We start from the raw sequence: 15,828 nt of genomic DNA, 5'->3' as shown, positions 1-15,828 counted from the left end.
GGCTTTCGTCTAATCAGCGTCCAGCACTGCTTCCAGCACGGCGTCGCCGTAGCGCTCCAATTTGCCGCTGCCCACGCCGCCGATACCGCCGAGCTGACCGTGGCTGATCGGCCGCAGCCGTGCGATCTCGCGCAGCGTGGCGTCGTGGAAGATCACGTAGGCGGGCACGTTCTGCTCGCGCGCCAGGCGGCCGCGCAATGCACGCAGTGATTCGAACAGCGGGCGGTCGGCCGGTGCGAGGTCGATGTCGGCGCCGGTCGCGGCGCGTGTGGTCCGTGAGCGCTCCTTCGTGTTCGTTGGTTTGCGCAGCATCACCTGCGTCTCGCCCTTGAGCACGCCGCGGCTGGCTTCGGTCAGGCGCAGGCCGCCATAGCCTTCGGCGTCGACATCGAGCAGGCCTTGCGCGACCAGCTGGCGCAGCACGCTTTTCCAGACGCGCGCGTCGACATCGGTGCCGACGCCATAGGTGCTGAGCTGGTTGTGGCCGAACTGGCGGATACGCTCGCTTTCGCTGCCGCGCAGGATGTCGATGATGTGCGCGGCGCCGAAACGCTGGCCGCTGCGGTAGACGCAACTGAGCGCCTTCTGCGCGGGTACGGTCGCGTCCCACGCGGCGGGCGGGTCGAGGCAGTTGTCGCAGTTGCCGCAGGGCTGGCCTGCGCCCTTGGCCGCGTAGTCCTCACCGAAGTTCGCCAGCAGCACCTGGCGACGGCAGCGCATCGTCTCGCAGTAGCCGACCAGCGAATCGAGCTTGCGGTGTTCGAGCCGCTTGCGTTCGTCGCCGGATTCGGACTGTTCGATCATCTGCCGCAGCAGCACCAGATCGCCGAGGCCGTAGCACATCCACGCATCGGCGGGCTCGCCGTCGCGGCCGCCGCGGCCGGTTTCCTGGTAGTAGCCCTCGATGGATTTCGGCAGGTCGGTGTGCGCGACGAAGCGCACGTCGGGTTTGTCGATGCCCATGCCGAACGCGATCGTCGCGACCACCACCACGCCGTCGCTGCGCAGGAAACGTCGCTGGTTGGCCGCGCGCAGCTCCGCGTCCATGCCGGCGTGATACGGAATCGCGTCGATGCCCTGGCCAGCGAGATACTCGGCCGTTTCTTCGACCTTGCGCCGCGACAGGCAGTAGACGATGCCGGCTTCGCCACGATGCGACTGCACGAAATCGAGCAGCTGGCGCTTGGCGTTTTCCTTCTGCACCACGGTGTAGCGGATGTTGGGCCGGTCGAAGGAACTGACGAAGCGGCGCGCGTCTTCCAGTTGCAGGCGCTCGGCGATCTCGCGCTGGGTCGGCGGATCGGCGGTCGCGGTCAGCGCGATGCGCGGCACGTGTGGCCAGCGCTCGTGCAGGATCGTCAGCTCGCGGTACTCGCGGCGGAAGTCGTGGCCCCATTGCGACACGCAATGCGCCTCGTCGATCGCGAAAAGCGCCAGCGGTGCGCGGTCGAGCAGCGACAGAAAGCGTGGGGTCAGCAGACGCTCGGGCGCGACGTACAGCAGGTCGAGTTCACCGGCCAGCAGCTCGCGCTCCACGCGCTGCGCGGTCTCGCCGTCGAGCGTGGAATTGAGGAACGCCGCGCGCACGCCCGACTGCAGCAGCGCGTCCACCTGGTCCTGCATCAGCGCGATCAGTGGCGACACCACGATGGCGACGCCGTCGCGCAGCAGGGCGGGCACTTGGAAGCACATGGACTTGCCGCCGCCGGTGGGCATCAGGACCAGCGCATCCTGGCCGGCGGCGACATGCGAGACGATCGCGGCCTGTTCGCCGCGGAACGCGGCATGGCCGAACACGCGCTGCAGGACCTCGAGCGCGGCGGCATCTGGAGAAGAAGACATCGCACAAGGATACCGGCTGTCCGGCGCGCGCCGGTCGCGCGCGCAGGTCGGATTTCCGGCCGCCCGGATGGTGTTTGTTAAGCTGCGCGATCTTCCAGCAGGACCCCCGCATGACCTCGACGCCCGGATCCGGCGGCATGCCGCTTCATACCAAGATGCTGATCGGCTTCCTCATCGGCGCGATCTCCGGTCTGGCGATCAACCTGCTGACCGGCCATCTGACCGTCGATGGCGTCCCGCCCGCGTTCTCCGGATGGGTCGAGGGCCTGATCCAGTACGTCACCGAACCGGTCGGCCAACTGTTCCTGCGTCTGTTGTTCATGCTGGTGGTGCCGCTGGTGTTCTCGGCGCTGATCCTGGGCGTGGTCGAGATCGGCGATCCGCGCGCGCTCGGCCGTCTCGGCGGCAAGACGCTGGTGTGGGTGTTCGGTACGACCTTTATCGCGGTAATCATCGGTCTGGTGGTGGTGTCGATCATCCAGCCGGGCGCGGGCATCGACCCCGCTCTGCGTGACGCGATGCTGTCGGACTCCGTCGCTACGGGCGCCACGATCGCCGAGCCGGCGAAGATCGGCCTCGTCGACATGCTGCTCAACATGGTGCCGCGCAACCCGATCGCCGCCGCCGCCGCGACCGATCTGATCGCGGTGATGGTGTTCGCGCTGCTGTTCGGCATTGCCGCGACGGTGGTCAACTCGCCGGGCACGCGCAGCTTCGTCGGCGCGGTGCAGGGCATCTACGACATCAGCCTGAAGCTGATCGACTGGGTGATCCGTCTGGCGCCGTACGCCGTGGCCGCGCTGCTGTTCACGCTGACCGCGCGCATGGGCCTGGGCTTGATGGTGCAGCTCGGCTGGTTCGTACTGACCGCAGTGCTGGCGCTGGCGCTGCACTTCTTCGGCACGTTCTCGCTGCTGATCGCGGTGCTCGGACGGCGCTCGCCGTTGGAGGTATTCAAGAAATCCCAGCCGGCGCTGCTGACCGCGTTCTCCACCTCGTCGAGCGCGGCCACGCTGCCGACCTCGCTGAAGACCGCGGAGGAAAACCTCGGCGTGCCGCGGCGCGTGGCGCGCTTCGTCTGCACGCTGGGCGCAACGGTCAACATGAACGGTACGGCGCTCTACGAGGGCGTGACCGTGCTGTTCCTCGCCCAGTTGTTCGGCATCGAACTCACCTTGCTGCAGCAGGCGATGATCCTGGTGATGTGCATCATGGGCGGCATCGGCGCGGCCAGCGTGCCGGGCGGCTCGCTGCCGGTGATCGCGACGATCCTGGTGATGTTCGGCATTCCGCCCGAGGGCATCGGCATCATCCTCGGCGTCGACCGTTTCCTCGACATGTGCCGCACGACGGTCAACATCGGCGGCGACATGGTCGGCTCGGTGGTGATCGGCCGCGGCGAAGCGGACGAGGACGACGACGCCGAACCGGTGACCGACCAGGCGCTGCCGCGCCCGGCCTGAGGTCGCATCACGCCGCTGCCGGGACATCCGCCGGGCAGCGGCGCGGCGCTCGTGGGACAATTGGCGGCTCCCGCCCGCTGCCGCCCGTCTCCGAGCCCATGACCACGTCGAACCGTCGCGAACTCGCCAACGCCATCCGTTTCCTCGCCATCGACGCCGTCGATGCCGCCAAATCCGGCCATCCCGGCATGCCGATGGGCATGGCCGACATCGCCGAAGTGCTGTGGAACGATCACCTCAGCCACAACCCGGCGAATCCGCAGTGGTTCAACCGCGACCGTTTCGTGCTGTCGAACGGCCACGGCTCGATGCTGCATTACGCGCTGCTGCACCTGTCGGGTTACGACCTGCCGCTGGAAGAGCTGAAGAACTTCCGCCAGCTGCACAGCAAGACCGCCGGTCACCCGGAGCGCCACGAGACGCCCGGCGTCGAAACCACCACCGGTCCGCTGGGCCAGGGCTTCGCGAACGCCGTCGGCTTCGCACTCGCCGAGCGTCTGCTCGCGCAGCGCTTCAACCGTCCCGAGTTCGCCGTCGTCGATCACCGCACCTGGGTGTTCATGGGCGACGGCTGCCTGATGGAAGGCATCTCGCACGAGGCCGCATCGCTCGCCGGTACGCTGGGCCTGGGCAAGCTGGTCGCGTTCTGGGATGACAACCGCATCTCGATCGACGGCAACACCGAAGGCTGGTTCACCGACGACACCCCGGCGCGTTTCGAGGCCTACGGCTGGCGCGTGATCCGCGACGTCGACGGCCATGATGCCGACGCGATTTCACGCGCGATCGAAGCCGCCACCGCCGAAGACGACAAGCCGGTGCTGGTGTGCTGCCGCACGACGATCGGATTCGGCTCGCCCAACCGCGCCGGCAAAGAGTCCTCGCACGGCGCGCCGCTGGGCAAGGACGAATCCGATGCCACGCGCGCCGCGCTCGGCTGGAACCACGGACCGTTCGACGTGCCGCAGGCACTGCGCGACGGCTGGCGCGCGGTCGAAGCCGGCCAGGTGCGCGAGTCGGAGTGGAACCAGCAGTTCGATGCCTACCAGGCCAAGTACCCGGACCTCGCTGCTGAACTGGTGCGCCGCTCGCACGGCGACCTGCCGGACGGCTTCGTCGAAGCGGCCGATGCCTTCATCGCCAAGCTGCAGAGCGACGGCCCGACGATCGCCTCGCGCAAGGCCTCGCAGATGGCGATCGAAGCGTTCGCGCCGCTGCTGCCGGAAATCATCGGCGGCTCGGCCGACCTGGCGCATTCCAACCTGACTCTGTGGAAGGGCAGCACGTCCGCAGCCAGCACCGATGCCAACGCGAACTACGTCTATTACGGCGTGCGCGAGTTCGGCATGAGCGCGATCGCGAACGGCCTCGCCCTGCACGGCGGTTTCATTCCGTTCGACGCGACGTTCCTGGTCTTCAGCGATTACGCACGCAACGCGGTGCGCATGAGCGCGCTGATTCCGGCGCACGCGATCCACGTCTACACGCACGATTCGATCGGTCTCGGCGAAGACGGCCCGACCCATCAGCCGGTCGAGCATCTCGCGTCGCTGCGCTACATCCCCAACAACGACGTGTGGCGTCCGTGCGACGCCGTCGAATCGGCGGTGGCGTGGAAGTCGGCGATCACCCGTCAGGACGGCCCAAGCTGCCTGATCTTCTCGCGCCAGAATCTGCCGCACCAGGCACGCGACGCGGCGCAGGTCGCCGACATCGCGCGCGGTGGTTACGTGCTGAAGGATTCGGTCGGCACGCCCGAGATCATCCTGATCGCGACCGGTTCGGAGATCGGTCTGGCGACCCAGGCTGCCGAACAGCTGGGCGATAACGTGCGCGTCGTGTCGATGCCCTCGACCGACGTGTTCGATCGTCAGGACGCGGCGTACCGCGAATCCGTGCTGCCGAACGCCGTGCGCAAGCGCGTCGCGATCGAAGCCGGCGTCACCCCGTTCTGGCGCGCCTACGTGGGTCTCGACGGCGCCGTGATCGGCATCGACACCTTCGGCGCCTCGGCACCGGCCGACAAGCTGTTTGCGCACTTCGGCATCACGGTCGAGAAGATCGTCGAGGCGGCGAAGGCGCTCTGATCGGAGGCTGCGATCTGCAGCAGTGAACGAAAAAGCCCGCGCAAGCGGGCTTTTTCATGGACATCTTTCCCATCGCGATGATGCGGTGCGCTTGAGTGCCACCGGTGCGGGGTTCCGGGTCACGCACGCAGGACGGGGCCCACTTCGCTGCGTCCGTTCTGCGCGGGCGCTGCCTCAAGCCGCCGGCTTGTCGTGCTTGCTTCCACCCCGGCAATGCGGCGAATCGGGCACCTGCACTTCGGCTGCCCATTCCTCGGGCGTGAACGTATGCAGCGCCAGTGCGTGGATCTGCTGCATCTGTGGGCCGAGCGCGCGATACACCGCCTGGTGACGCTGCAGCGCACGCTTGCCGTCGAACGCCGCGCTGACCACGACCGCCTTGTAATGCGTTTCCAGTCCGCGGCTGTGCATGTGGCTTTCGTCCTCGACATCGAGGTGCGTGGGCTCAAGTGCGGCAAGCGCATCGCGGAGCTGGTCGGCGCGGGTGGTCATGGTCGGGTCCTGCACGGGTGTCGTCGAACGAGATGGAGGCGCACTGCGCGTTCGCAACCGTGCCTCAGGCAGCGGATGTCGGCGCGATCACATCCTGCGGCGCACTGGGACGCTCAGTGCGGCTAAGTCCGAGCGACACCAGCCGCGCCATCAGATGTTCATTGAGGCCGCTGGGCGCCTGCAACCGCATGCGCGCGAGTGCCGGCGTGTCGTCGCCGATGCCTGCGCGCAGCGCGTCGAACACGGTCGCGAGTTTCCCGCGTCGCGTCGCGGTCTGCGTGCGCAGCCAGGCCAGTGCACGCAGCAGGCGCTGTTCGACGACATCGAAATCGCTGCCCAGCGGGTAGTCGGGCAGGCTGCCGTCGGCGCGCAGCGGCGCCAGCAACGTGCGCAGCGTGTCCGGCGTGTTGCGCTGCCAGGGTTCGGGCACGACGAAGCGCGCATCGAGCTTGCCGGCTGCCTGCGCACGCTTCACGAGTCCGGCCTGATGCGGGGCTTCGGCGACGCGCACCATCGCGCGGGTGCAGTCCTCGTCGGTCGCGCCGCGGATGTCGGCGATGCCGTACTCGGTGATGTAGACGTCGCGCAGATGCCGCGGGATCGTCGTGTGGCCGTAATTCCAGCGGATGTTGGCCTCGCGGCCGCCGCCCGCATCGCGCGCGGCGCGCAGCAGCAGCACCGAGCGCGCGTCTGGCAATGCATGGCCCATCGCGACGAAGTTGTACTGGCCGCCGACGCCGGACACCACGCGGCCGTCCTCCAGCGCGTCGGATACCGCCGCGCCGAGCGCGGTCGCCATCATGCAGCTGTTGAAGAAACGCGCATCGCGTCGCTGCAGGCGCTCGAGACCTTCGTCGAGACCGTAGAGCTCGTTGACCTCACCGACGCGTTTCATGCCGATGCCGCGACGGGTCTCGTCGTCGAGTCCGCGCAGCCAGGCATAGAAATCCGGCGAGCCGAGATAGAACGCGCCGTGCAGGAATTCACCGTCGCGGTCGATCAGCTCGCGGTCGAGCGCACTGAGCGTGCCGTCGTTGGCGCGCCGCATCAGCCCCGCCTTGTCGACGACACGACGCTTGATCACGCCCACTTCGACCAGGCGCTTGAAGCCCTCGTTGATCATCTCGCTGCAGCCGTAGAGGCCGGTCTCGAACGGGTCGAGTCCACCGACGGCCTGCACGGTGCGATGGGTGGCGAGATCGGGATCGAGCGCGTGCAGCACGCGCCGGTACGCCGCGTTGTCGGTGTGGCGCAGCGCCAGTGCATGGCACAGCGCATCGGCGAGTGCACCGATGCCGATCTGCAGCGTGCCGCCGTCGCGCACCAGCGTGCTGGCGTAGAAGCCGATCGCGTAGTCGGCATCCGACACCGGCTGGCGCGGCAGGCCGAACAGACGCGGGTAGGGCGGTGGCGGTGCGATCACGACGTCGAAGAACGCGGCGTCCACCGCCGCGGTGCCGTCGAGCCAGGGCAGCGCGGGATCGACTTCGCCCACGACCAGCGGCCGTGGATGGCCGGCCGCCACGAGCGCATCGATCGCATCGAACGTCAGATCGGTGTTGGACGACAGCGAGAACCGCGAGCCGTCGTCGTTGGCGGCGACCTTCTGCACCAGCACGTTGACGCCGCGGTCGGCGAGCGCGCGCGCCACATGCGTGTAGTTGAGGCTGGCGTAGCGGCGCTGCGCCTGGCGGGAGCCCAGCATCGCGCCGGACTGCATGTAGAACTCCTCGACCTCGACATGCGGCGGCAACGCGTTGCGGCGCAGCGCATCCACATACTTGAGCCGCACGAAATCCTCGCCGAAATGCCGCTTGGCGAAGGGCCCGATGAAGCGGCCTTCGAGGTCGTCGCCGGCAGACGGCGGATCGAGGGACAGCGCGGTGTAGAGGGTGAACGGGCGCGCGGGGTTCGCGATGGCGGCATCGAAGAGCGCGTTGAGCAGACGGTGCGGTTTGCCGATGCCGAGCGGTACGCCGACGTGCAAGGGGCCCTGCGTATGGCGTTCGATCCGCTCGACCGCGTGTTCCATGGAATCGACGAATTCTGTCATCCGTCGAGGATACGCAGCACGACGTGAATCCGGGGCCGGTCCTGCGCGACCTGCAGGGGCTGCGCACTGTCCGGCGAGCACCGGGTGGACCGGCGGGCTGCCGCGTGGACCGCATCCCATGGCGTCCGGTCGGATCGCCCGCACGGCTTGACAGCCGGTGCGTTTACGGGCGTAATCGAATATCGGATTACAGGTGTAAACGCAGTCATGCAGATCAGCGACGCCGAGGCCACCGTCATGGAAGTCCTGTGGGCACGCAGCCCATGCGGGGCCGATGACGTGGTCGCAGCCCTGGACGGGCAGCAGGACTGGGCGGAACCGACGATCAAGACGCTGCTCAACCGGCTGTTGAACAAGGGCGCCATCAGCGCAGGGCGTGAGGGGCGACGCTACCTCTACAGCCCGGTGCTGCAGCGGGAGGCGTGGCTGGCGCGGCAGAGCGATGGACTGCTCGATCGCCTGTTCGGCGGGCGCGTCACACCGCTGGTCGCCCACTTCGGCGAACGCCGGAAGCTGTCGAAGGCCGATATCGCCGAACTGCGCCGCCTCGTGGAGACACTCGACGATGCACGTGACTGACGTCCTCGCCGGGCTCGCCGCCGCCACGCTGGGGGCCAGCGGCGCCATCGTGCTGGTCGTGCTGGCGTCGCGCCCGTTGCGCCGTGCCTGCGGTGCGCGCTGCGCGTATCTGCTGTGGGCTGCGGTGCCCCTGGCGATGCTGGCGACGTTGTTGCCGGCGCGCGTGGTGCAGGTCGCGCCTGCGGAGGCCGCAGCCACGGCGACCCGTATCCTGGATGCGACCGGACAGGCCGGCGCCGTACTGGCGCAGGCAAGCGGGCCTGACATCGCCGCGTGGGGGCTGGCGATCTGGGCGTGCGGCGTGGTGCTGATGACCGCGCGCTGCCTGCAGGGGCACCGGCAGTTCCTTGCGGGACTGGGCAGGGTGCGTGCACGGCGCGATGGCCTCTACCAGGCCGATGCGGTGGAGGGCCTGCCGGCGGTGGTCGGCCTGGGGGCCCGCATCGTGTTGCCGGCCGACTTCCGCACCCGCTTCGCCCGGGACGAGCGTGCGCTGGTGCTCGCGCACGAACGCGTGCATGTGGCCCGCGGTGATGTCTGGTGGAACCTGCTGGCCGCCACGCTGTGGGTGCTGCAGTGGTTCAACCCGCTGGCGTGGTGGGCACTGCACCGCTTCCGCATCGATCAGGAACTCGCATGCGATGCCGCCGTGCTCGCACGTGCGGGTCGCCACCGTCGCAGTTACGGCCAGGCCCTGCTGAAGACCCAGATGCCGGCACATCCGGCACTGCTGGCCTGCCAGTGGCCCGGCGCCCATCCGCTGAAGGAGAGAATCGAGATGCTTGCACACACCGCACCACACCGCATTGCACGTCGCCTGGGCACCGGGCTCGTCGTCGCCTCCTCGCTGGCGTTCGCCACGGTCGTCTGGGCAGCGCAGCCGCCCACCACGGAGGTCCCGCCGCTCACGCCACCCGCGGTCGCGTCCGGCGAGGTGACCGTGACCTATGCCGCCGACGCCGGCACGGTCGACATCGACGGCGCGGCTGTCCCGGTCGGCGACCTCCTGCGCCGGCTTGCTGCGGCCACCGGCCGCACCCTGGATGTCGCGCAAGGCGTGGACCTGTCGATGCTGGTGACGATGCGCTTCCGGAGCGTGCCTCTGGCCGATGCCGAGACGCTGATCGACAGTGAACTCGAAGAGGCGCGCCTGCAGCTGGACGAGCGCGTGATCCGGGTCATCCCGGCGCCCGGCAAGCGCGGCGGACCGGATCCCTCGCCGGGGCGCTGAGCGAAAGGCCGGGCCGGTCGCTGCGCAGTTGCTGCGGCCGGTTCCGGCATGTAGTCGGCACGCGTACGGCGTCAGTCCAGCGTGTGCACCGCGTCGGCCAGACGCCGCACGTCGTCGCTGGTGTGGCTGACGTAGAGCATCGGCAGACGCACTTCGTCGCGTACGCGCTGCAGCCACGGAATCAGTTCTTCGCGCCGCGCTTCGTCGAGCGCCGACAGCGGTTCGTCGAACAGCAGCACCGCCGGCTGCGAAAGCAGCGCACGGCCGATTGCCACGCGTTGTGCTTCGCCGCCGGAGAGATTCGCCGGCTGGCGCTGCAGCAGCGCGCCGATGCCGAGCAGTTCGACCACGTGATCGAGTTCGAAGGTGTCGGCGCCGGCGTGATGGCGGCCGTAACGCAGGTTGCGCAGCACGTCGAGATGCGGGAACAGGCGCGCGTCCTGGAACACGTAACCGACGCGCCGGCGATGTGCGGGCACGTCGATGCGCGCGGCGCTGTCGAACAGCACGCGGCCGTCGATCTCGATGCGGCCCGCGCGTGGACGCACGAGGCCGGCGATCGCATTGAGCACACTGGTCTTGCCGGCCCCGGATGGGCCGGTCAGCGCGAGCACGCGCTGCGTGGCGTCGATGCGGATGTGGCGCGCGAAGCTGCCGCGGCGCAGGTCGAGGTCGACGTGCAGCATCAGTCGTGCACCTCGCCGCGCTGGCGACGCACCAGCCATTCGGATGCCATCAGCGCGGCCAGCGAGATTGCCACCGAGACTGCCGCGAGTCGCCAGATGCCGGCTTCGCCATCGGGCACCTGCATCAGCCCGTAGATCGCCGACGACACGGTCTGCGTTTCACCTGGGATGTTGGAGACGAAGGTGATCGTCGCGCCGAACTCGCCCAGCGCCTTCGCGAACGCGAGTACCGCACCAGCGATCACGCCCGGCCACGCCAGCGGCAGAGTGATCGTGATGAAGACCCGCAGCGGACTGGCGCCGAGCGTGGCTGCGGCCTGTTCGAGACGGCGGTCGACGTTCTCGATCGACAACCGGATCGTGCGTACCAGCAGCGGGAATCCCATGATCGCGCTGGCCAGCGCCGCGCCGGTCCAGCGGAAGGCGAACGAAATGCCCAGCGTCTCTTCGAGCCAGCGGCCGATCACGCCGTTGCCGCCCAGCAGTACCAGCAGCGCGTAGCCGACGACCACCGGCGGCAACACCAGCGGCAGATGCACCAGCGCGTCGAGCAGCGACTTGCCGAAGAAGCGACGGCGCGCGAGCAGCCACGCGATCGCGATGCCGAAGGGCAGGCTGCACAACGCGGCGGCGGCCGCGACCTTCAGGCTGAGCCGGATCGCGACGAGTTCATCGGGCCCGAAGCCCAGCAGCGTGCCCGGGTCCGCCATCGATCAGCGGATCGAGAAACCGTGCGCGCGGAAGATCGCCGACGCGGCCTCGCCGTCGAGCCAGCGCACGAAGGCATCGGCCTGGCGGTTGCGACTGGCCGCGACGCGCGCCACCGGATAGACGATCGCCGGATGGCTGTCGGCCGGGAACGTGGCCAGCACCTTGACCCGCGGTTCGGCCTTCGCGTCGCTGCCGTAGACCACGCCCAGCGGCGCCTCGCCGCGCGCGACGAGGGTGAGCGCAGAGCGCACGCTGTCGGACTCGGCCACGCGCAGTTGCAGGGCCGACCACTGGCCCAGCGATTCGAACGCCGCCTTGGCGTACTTGCCGGCCGGCACGCTCGCATTCAGTGCCAGCGACAGGCGCCCGCGTGCGCCGAGCAGGGGCAGCAGATCGGTGCCGCGCGCGAGCGTCAGCGGCTGCGCGGCGCTGCCGGCCGGCGCGACCAGCACCAGGGTGTTGCCGAGCAGCACGCGGCGCGAGTCGGTATCGATGAGCTTGCGTGCCTGCAGCCAGTCCATCCATTCCAGATCGGCGGACACGAACACGTCGGCCGGCGCGCGCTGTTCGATCTGCCGCGCGAGCGCGGAACTGGCGGCATACGACACGCGCACCGGCTGGCCGGTGTCCCGCTGATAGCGCGCGGCCGCGGCGTCCATCGATTCCTTGAGGCTGGCGGCGGCGAAGACCGTGATCGGCGCGCGCTCCTGCGCGATCGCCGGCAGGACGGCGAGCGCAGCGAGAACGGTGAGCAGCAGGGCGGCGGACGTGCGCAACCAGCGGGGGGAGCGGAGAGTGTGCATGGCGATTCCGGTGGGAGGACGACAGGATCAGGGCGCGGCGATGACGGTGATGCGTTCGACCTGACGCACGCCGCGTGCCGGGCGTGTGTCGTCGGGGACCAGCAGGCGCAACGGACCGCTGTCGGCGTCGAGCGGGGCACCGTCGCAGCGGTCGACCAGATAGACGCCACGGTTGCCGAGCGTCGCGTCGAGTTCGCCGAGCGAGAACACCGCGCGGTAGCCGTCGCGCGCGCTGACCAGCACGTAGCGATCGAGATGCGCGCCGCGCAACGGCGCGTCCGGCATCGCGCCGCTGGATTGCAGTAATGCAGCCAGCGACACGCCTTCGCAGCGCAGGGTGTTGCCGTGGGCGGTGGCCTCGACCGTGTGACGGGTCAGCGTGGCGCGTGCGGCGTCATCCAGCGGGACGACGACCGGGGAGGGGTCTACCGGCGTGGCAGCACGCTGGTGCGCGCCATGGGCGTGCACGTCCGGCGTCTGGCCGTGGACCGCAGACGCGCACAGCAGAAGCAGCGCGGACAGATGACGGCCACGGACCATGGCGATTCCCCTCGTTATGAACGGCCGAGCATAACGGCCAGGCACAGCCTCGACAACGTGGCTCAGACCGTGTCGATCGGCAGCTTCAGATACCGCACGCCGTTGGCATCGGCCTCGGGCAGGGCACCGGCCCGGATGTTGGTCTGCACCGAGGGCAGCAGTAATGCCGGCATCGGCAGCGTCGCGTCGCGGGCCTCGCGCAGGGCGACGAATGTGGCCGCATCGATGTGGTGGCCGACGTGGATGTTCTCGCGCTTCTGCGCGCCGATCGTGGTCTCGCAGGCCACCGCGCGGCCGCCTGGACCGTAGTCGTGGCAGACGAACACGCGGGTGGCGTCGGGCAGTTCGAACATGCGCTGGATCGAGCGGTACAGCGTGGCCGCATCGCCGCCGGGGAAATCGCAGCGGGCGGTGCCGCCGTCAGGCATGAACAGCGAGTCGCCGGTGAACAGCGCATCGCCGATCAGGTAGGCATTGCTGTCGCTGGTGTGGCCGGGCACCGGAATCGTGCGGCCTTCGAGCGCACCGATCGCGAACGTGGCGTCGGCCGAGAACAGCCGGTCGAACTGCGAGCCGTCGACCGGAAAATGCTCGCCGAGATTGAAGATGGGCCGAAAGGTCTTCTGCACCGTGCGGATGCCGTCACCGATCGCCAGGCGCGCGTCGGGCAACTGATGGCGCAGCCAGTCGCCGGCCGACAGGTGATCGGCGTGCGCGTGCGTCTCGAGAATCCACCGCACCTCGAGCCCGTGCGCCTGCACGTGCTCGAGCAGCACCATCGCCGAGGCCGTCGACGTGCGCGCGGAGGCCATGTCGAAGTCCAGCACCGGATCGATGATCGCCGCCGCGTTCGATGACGGATCGCGCACGATGTAGCTCCACGTGCCGCTGCCGGCGTGGTGGAACGGGGTGACCTGCGGTGGCGGCATCGCGAACTCCTGACCGTGTACGCGACCGATGCTAGTCCACGCGGCCCGGGCAAACGTTGCGATTGCGTCAGCTCAGCGTTGCGCAGGTGCGGCGAGCGCGGTGTTGAGCACCGCCGCCAGACGGGCGCCTGCATCCCGCAGCGCCTGCTCGGCCATTGGCAGATGGGTGGTCACGTAGGCCTCGCCGACGCGTGCGCCGCGGGGATAGACGCCGGGCGTCAGCGCGACGCGACAGGCAGCCTCGGCCCACTCGGCGGCAGGCGGCGGCAGGCGCACCGGTCCCGTGGCGCTGGCAGACGGGGACCGTGCGTTGATGCGTGCCAGCCAGGCATCGCCCGACAGCTGCCGGCTGTTGAGCATGCCGCTGTCCCAGAACGCGTGCAGGTTGGTGCCGCGGCGACGGAAGCTGATCTGCTGGTCGTTGCCGCCGCGGTCGTGTCCGTAGCCGGCGTGCATCGGCTGGTGCGCATCGCCGGTGAAATGCACCACGAACTTCAGCGCCCGTGCCCGATCGGCGCGCGAGCGGCTGCGGTCGGCCAGGATCGCGGTCTGGGTCTTCAGCGCCTCGACCACGCAGTTGCCGCCCGGGCAGTCGCGCCGCGCCTCGTAGCGGCAGTTCGATTCGCCGATGTTGACGTAGTGCCAGGACGCAGAGCGTCGACCCAGATCCGGATTGTGCGCACGCAGTTCGTCCGCCCAGCTGGCGACGCCGGGCAGGGTGGGATCGGGTTCACCGGCCAGCAGGCGGCGCACCTCGGCACGTGCGGCAGGCGTGAGGTCGCGCTCGGCGACCTGCGCGACCAGACGGTGGCCGAGCTTGCCCCAGGCGAGGGCGGATGACGGGAAGGCAAAGGCGGCCAGCAGACCGCCGCACAGAAGAATTCGACGCAGCATCGGCGCAGTCTAACCGGTGGGTGTGCCGCGGACCGTCCCGCTGCCCGGTCCGAGCCGCACGCGCATCGCGCGACGGACTGGAGACACAGGCAGGACCGCGTCACGCCTCACGCGGACGGCTCAGCACTCGATGACGTTGACCGCCAGACCGCCGCGCGAGGTTTCCTTGTACTTGTCTCGCATGTCGCGGCCGGTGTCGCGCATCGTGCGGATCACCTTGTCGAGGCTGACCTTGTGCTTGCCGTCGCCGCGGAAGGCCATGCGCGAGGCGTTGATCGCCTTGACCGCGCCCATCGCATTGCGCTCGATGCACGGAATCTGCACCAGGCCGCCGATCGGATCGCAGGTCAGGCCGAGGTTGTGCTCCATGCCGATTTCGGCCGCATTCTCGATCTGGCTCGGCGTGCCGCCGAGTGCGGCCGTGAGGCCGGCGGCGGCCATCGAACAGGCCACGCCCACTTCGCCCTGGCAGCCGACTTCCGCGCCCGAGATGCTGGCGTTTTCCTTGTAGAGGATGCCGACGGCGGACGCGGTGAGCAGGAAATCGAAGATGCCCTGCTCGGTGGAGTTCGGGCAGAAGCGGTCGTAGTAATGCAGCACCGACGGCAGGATGCCGGCCGCGCCATTCGTCGGCGCGGTGACGACGCGGCCACCGGCGGCGTTCTCTTCGTTGACGGCGAGCGCGTAGAGGTTCACCCAGTCGAGCACGGTCAGCGGATCGCGCATGCCGGCTTCGGGCTTCGACGACAGTTCGGCATGCAGTGCCGGCGCGCGGCGGGTGACGTGCAGGCCGCCGGGCAGGGTGCCGGTCTGGCGGATGCCGCGTGCGACACAGGACTGCATCGCCGCCCACAGTTCGCGCAGGCCTTCGCGGATCTCGTCCTCGCTGCGCCAGACCTTCTCGTTCTCCAGCATCAGCTTGGCGATGCTCAGGCCGTGCGTTTTCGCCTGCGCGATCAGCTCGTCGCCGCTCGAGAACGGGTAGGGCACGTCGGTGGTGTCGGCGACGATGCGGTCTTCGGCCGCCTCGTCCTCGTTGACCACGAAGCCGCCGCCCACCGAGTAGTAGTCGCGCGTCGCGATGACCGCGCCCTCGGCGTCGTACGCGGTGAAGCGCATGCCGTTGGTATGAAAGGGCAGCTTCTGCCGCTTGTTCATCACCAGATCCGACTTCTCGTCGAAGGCGATCTCGTGCGTGCCGCCGAGGCGGATGCGCTTTTCGCCACGGATGCGGATCAACGCATCGGGAATGATGTCCGGGTCGATCAGATTCGGCATGTGGCCTTCGAGGCCCATCATCACGGCCTTGTCGGTGCCGTGGCCGCGACCGGTCAGCGCGAGCGAACCGAACACCTCGGCGCGCACGCGGACGACATCGTCCAGCCGCCCTGGCACGTCGAGCCAGCGGCGCACGAAACGCGCGCCCGCGCGCATCGGCCCGACGGTGTGCGAGGAACTCGGCCCGATGCCGATCTTGTAGAGGTCGAACGTGCTGACTGCCATGTGGCTATTCTACGG

14 protein-coding genes are annotated in these 15,828 nt (G+C 69.0%); 4 read left to right on the top strand and 10 right to left on the bottom strand.

What is annotated here, in order from left to right; genetic code table 11:
- Positions 1 to 9: 9 nt before the first annotated feature.
- Complete coding sequence (gene recQ / locus AC3A4E_RS14105) at positions 10 to 1,842, bottom strand: DNA helicase RecQ (protein WP_487632128.1); 1,833 nt, start codon at positions 1,840 to 1,842, stop codon at positions 10 to 12.
- Positions 1,843 to 1,952: 110 nt separating this feature from the next.
- On the opposite strand from recQ, the gene AC3A4E_RS14100 reads away from it, so the two are divergent.
- Both AC3A4E_RS14100 and tkt read left to right on the top strand, forming a co-directional pair.
- Positions 1,953 to 3,305, top strand: coding sequence for a dicarboxylate/amino acid:cation symporter (locus tag AC3A4E_RS14100; protein WP_487632127.1), 1,353 nt, complete (start codon positions 1,953 to 1,955; stop codon positions 3,303 to 3,305).
- Between the two features lie 98 nt (positions 3,306 to 3,403).
- Positions 3,404 to 5,392, top strand: a complete 1,989-nt coding sequence (gene tkt / locus AC3A4E_RS14095; RefSeq protein ID WP_487632126.1) for a transketolase — start codon at positions 3,404 to 3,406, stop codon at positions 5,390 to 5,392.
- Positions 5,393 to 5,566: 174 nt separating this feature from the next.
- Here tkt and AC3A4E_RS14090 read toward each other — a convergent pair whose 3' ends face one another.
- Together AC3A4E_RS14090 and AC3A4E_RS14085 are read right to left on the bottom strand one after the other, a co-directional pair.
- Positions 5,567 to 5,884: a BolA family protein gene (locus tag AC3A4E_RS14090; RefSeq protein WP_487632125.1), complete on the bottom strand. Its 318-nt coding sequence runs from the start codon at positions 5,882 to 5,884 to the stop codon at positions 5,567 to 5,569.
- Between the two features lie 64 nt (positions 5,885 to 5,948).
- Positions 5,949 to 7,937, bottom strand: coding sequence for an acetyl-CoA hydrolase/transferase C-terminal domain-containing protein (locus tag AC3A4E_RS14085; protein WP_487632124.1), 1,989 nt, complete (start codon positions 7,935 to 7,937; stop codon positions 5,949 to 5,951).
- A 207-nt stretch (positions 7,938 to 8,144) separates the two neighbouring features.
- Between AC3A4E_RS14085 and AC3A4E_RS14080 the strand changes: the two genes are divergently transcribed.
- Both AC3A4E_RS14080 and AC3A4E_RS14075 read left to right on the top strand, forming a co-directional pair.
- Complete coding sequence (locus tag AC3A4E_RS14080; RefSeq protein WP_487632123.1) at positions 8,145 to 8,516, top strand: BlaI/MecI/CopY family transcriptional regulator; 372 nt, start codon at positions 8,145 to 8,147, stop codon at positions 8,514 to 8,516.
- The gene (locus AC3A4E_RS14075; protein ID WP_487632122.1) at positions 8,503 to 9,747 is read left to right on the top strand and encodes a M56 family metallopeptidase; all 1,245 of its coding nucleotides are present in this window, start codon (positions 8,503 to 8,505) and stop codon (positions 9,745 to 9,747) included. Before AC3A4E_RS14080 ends, AC3A4E_RS14075 begins: the two co-directional genes overlap by 14 nt.
- A 71-nt stretch (positions 9,748 to 9,818) precedes the next feature.
- Here the strand turns inward: AC3A4E_RS14075 and AC3A4E_RS14070 are convergent, their stop codons facing one another.
- The 7 genes from AC3A4E_RS14070 to AC3A4E_RS14040 form a co-directional block, all read right to left on the bottom strand.
- A complete protein-coding gene (locus tag AC3A4E_RS14070) occupies positions 9,819 to 10,433 on the bottom strand; it encodes a molybdenum ABC transporter ATP-binding protein (RefSeq protein ID WP_487632121.1) in 615 nt (204 codons plus the stop codon).
- Entirely contained in the window at positions 10,433 to 11,143 is a 711-nt protein-coding gene (modB, locus tag AC3A4E_RS14065) for a molybdate ABC transporter permease subunit (protein ID WP_487632120.1), read from the bottom strand. Before modB ends, AC3A4E_RS14070 begins: the two co-directional genes overlap by 1 nt.
- A 3-nt stretch (positions 11,144 to 11,146) precedes the next feature.
- Positions 11,147 to 11,947 (bottom strand): molybdate ABC transporter substrate-binding protein, encoded by an 801-nt coding sequence (gene modA, locus AC3A4E_RS14060; RefSeq protein ID WP_487632119.1) that lies wholly within the window; start codon positions 11,945 to 11,947, stop codon positions 11,147 to 11,149.
- Positions 11,948 to 11,974: 27 nt separating this feature from the next.
- Positions 11,975 to 12,487, bottom strand: a complete 513-nt coding sequence (locus AC3A4E_RS14055; protein ID WP_487632118.1) for a molybdopterin-binding protein — start codon at positions 12,485 to 12,487, stop codon at positions 11,975 to 11,977.
- A 62-nt stretch (positions 12,488 to 12,549) separates the two neighbouring features.
- Positions 12,550 to 13,416 (bottom strand): MBL fold metallo-hydrolase, encoded by an 867-nt coding sequence (locus AC3A4E_RS14050; protein WP_487632117.1) that lies wholly within the window; start codon positions 13,414 to 13,416, stop codon positions 12,550 to 12,552.
- A gap of 72 nt (positions 13,417 to 13,488) precedes the next feature.
- On the bottom strand, positions 13,489 to 14,310 hold the full coding sequence (locus AC3A4E_RS14045; RefSeq protein ID WP_487632116.1) for a S1/P1 nuclease: 822 nt from the start codon (positions 14,308 to 14,310) through the stop codon (positions 13,489 to 13,491).
- Positions 14,311 to 14,430: 120 nt separating this feature from the next.
- Positions 14,431 to 15,813 carry an L-serine ammonia-lyase gene (locus tag AC3A4E_RS14040; protein WP_487632115.1) on the bottom strand — a complete coding sequence of 461 codons (1,383 nt, stop codon included), beginning with the start codon at positions 15,811 to 15,813 and terminating at the stop codon, positions 14,431 to 14,433.
- Positions 15,814 to 15,828: the final 15 nt, after the last annotated feature.

It is taken from the genome of Luteimonas sp. Soil_N_1 (assembly GCF_057656255.1).
Note: the sequence above shows the minus strand (reverse complement) of the source record. Positions and strands in the feature narration are given on the sequence as shown.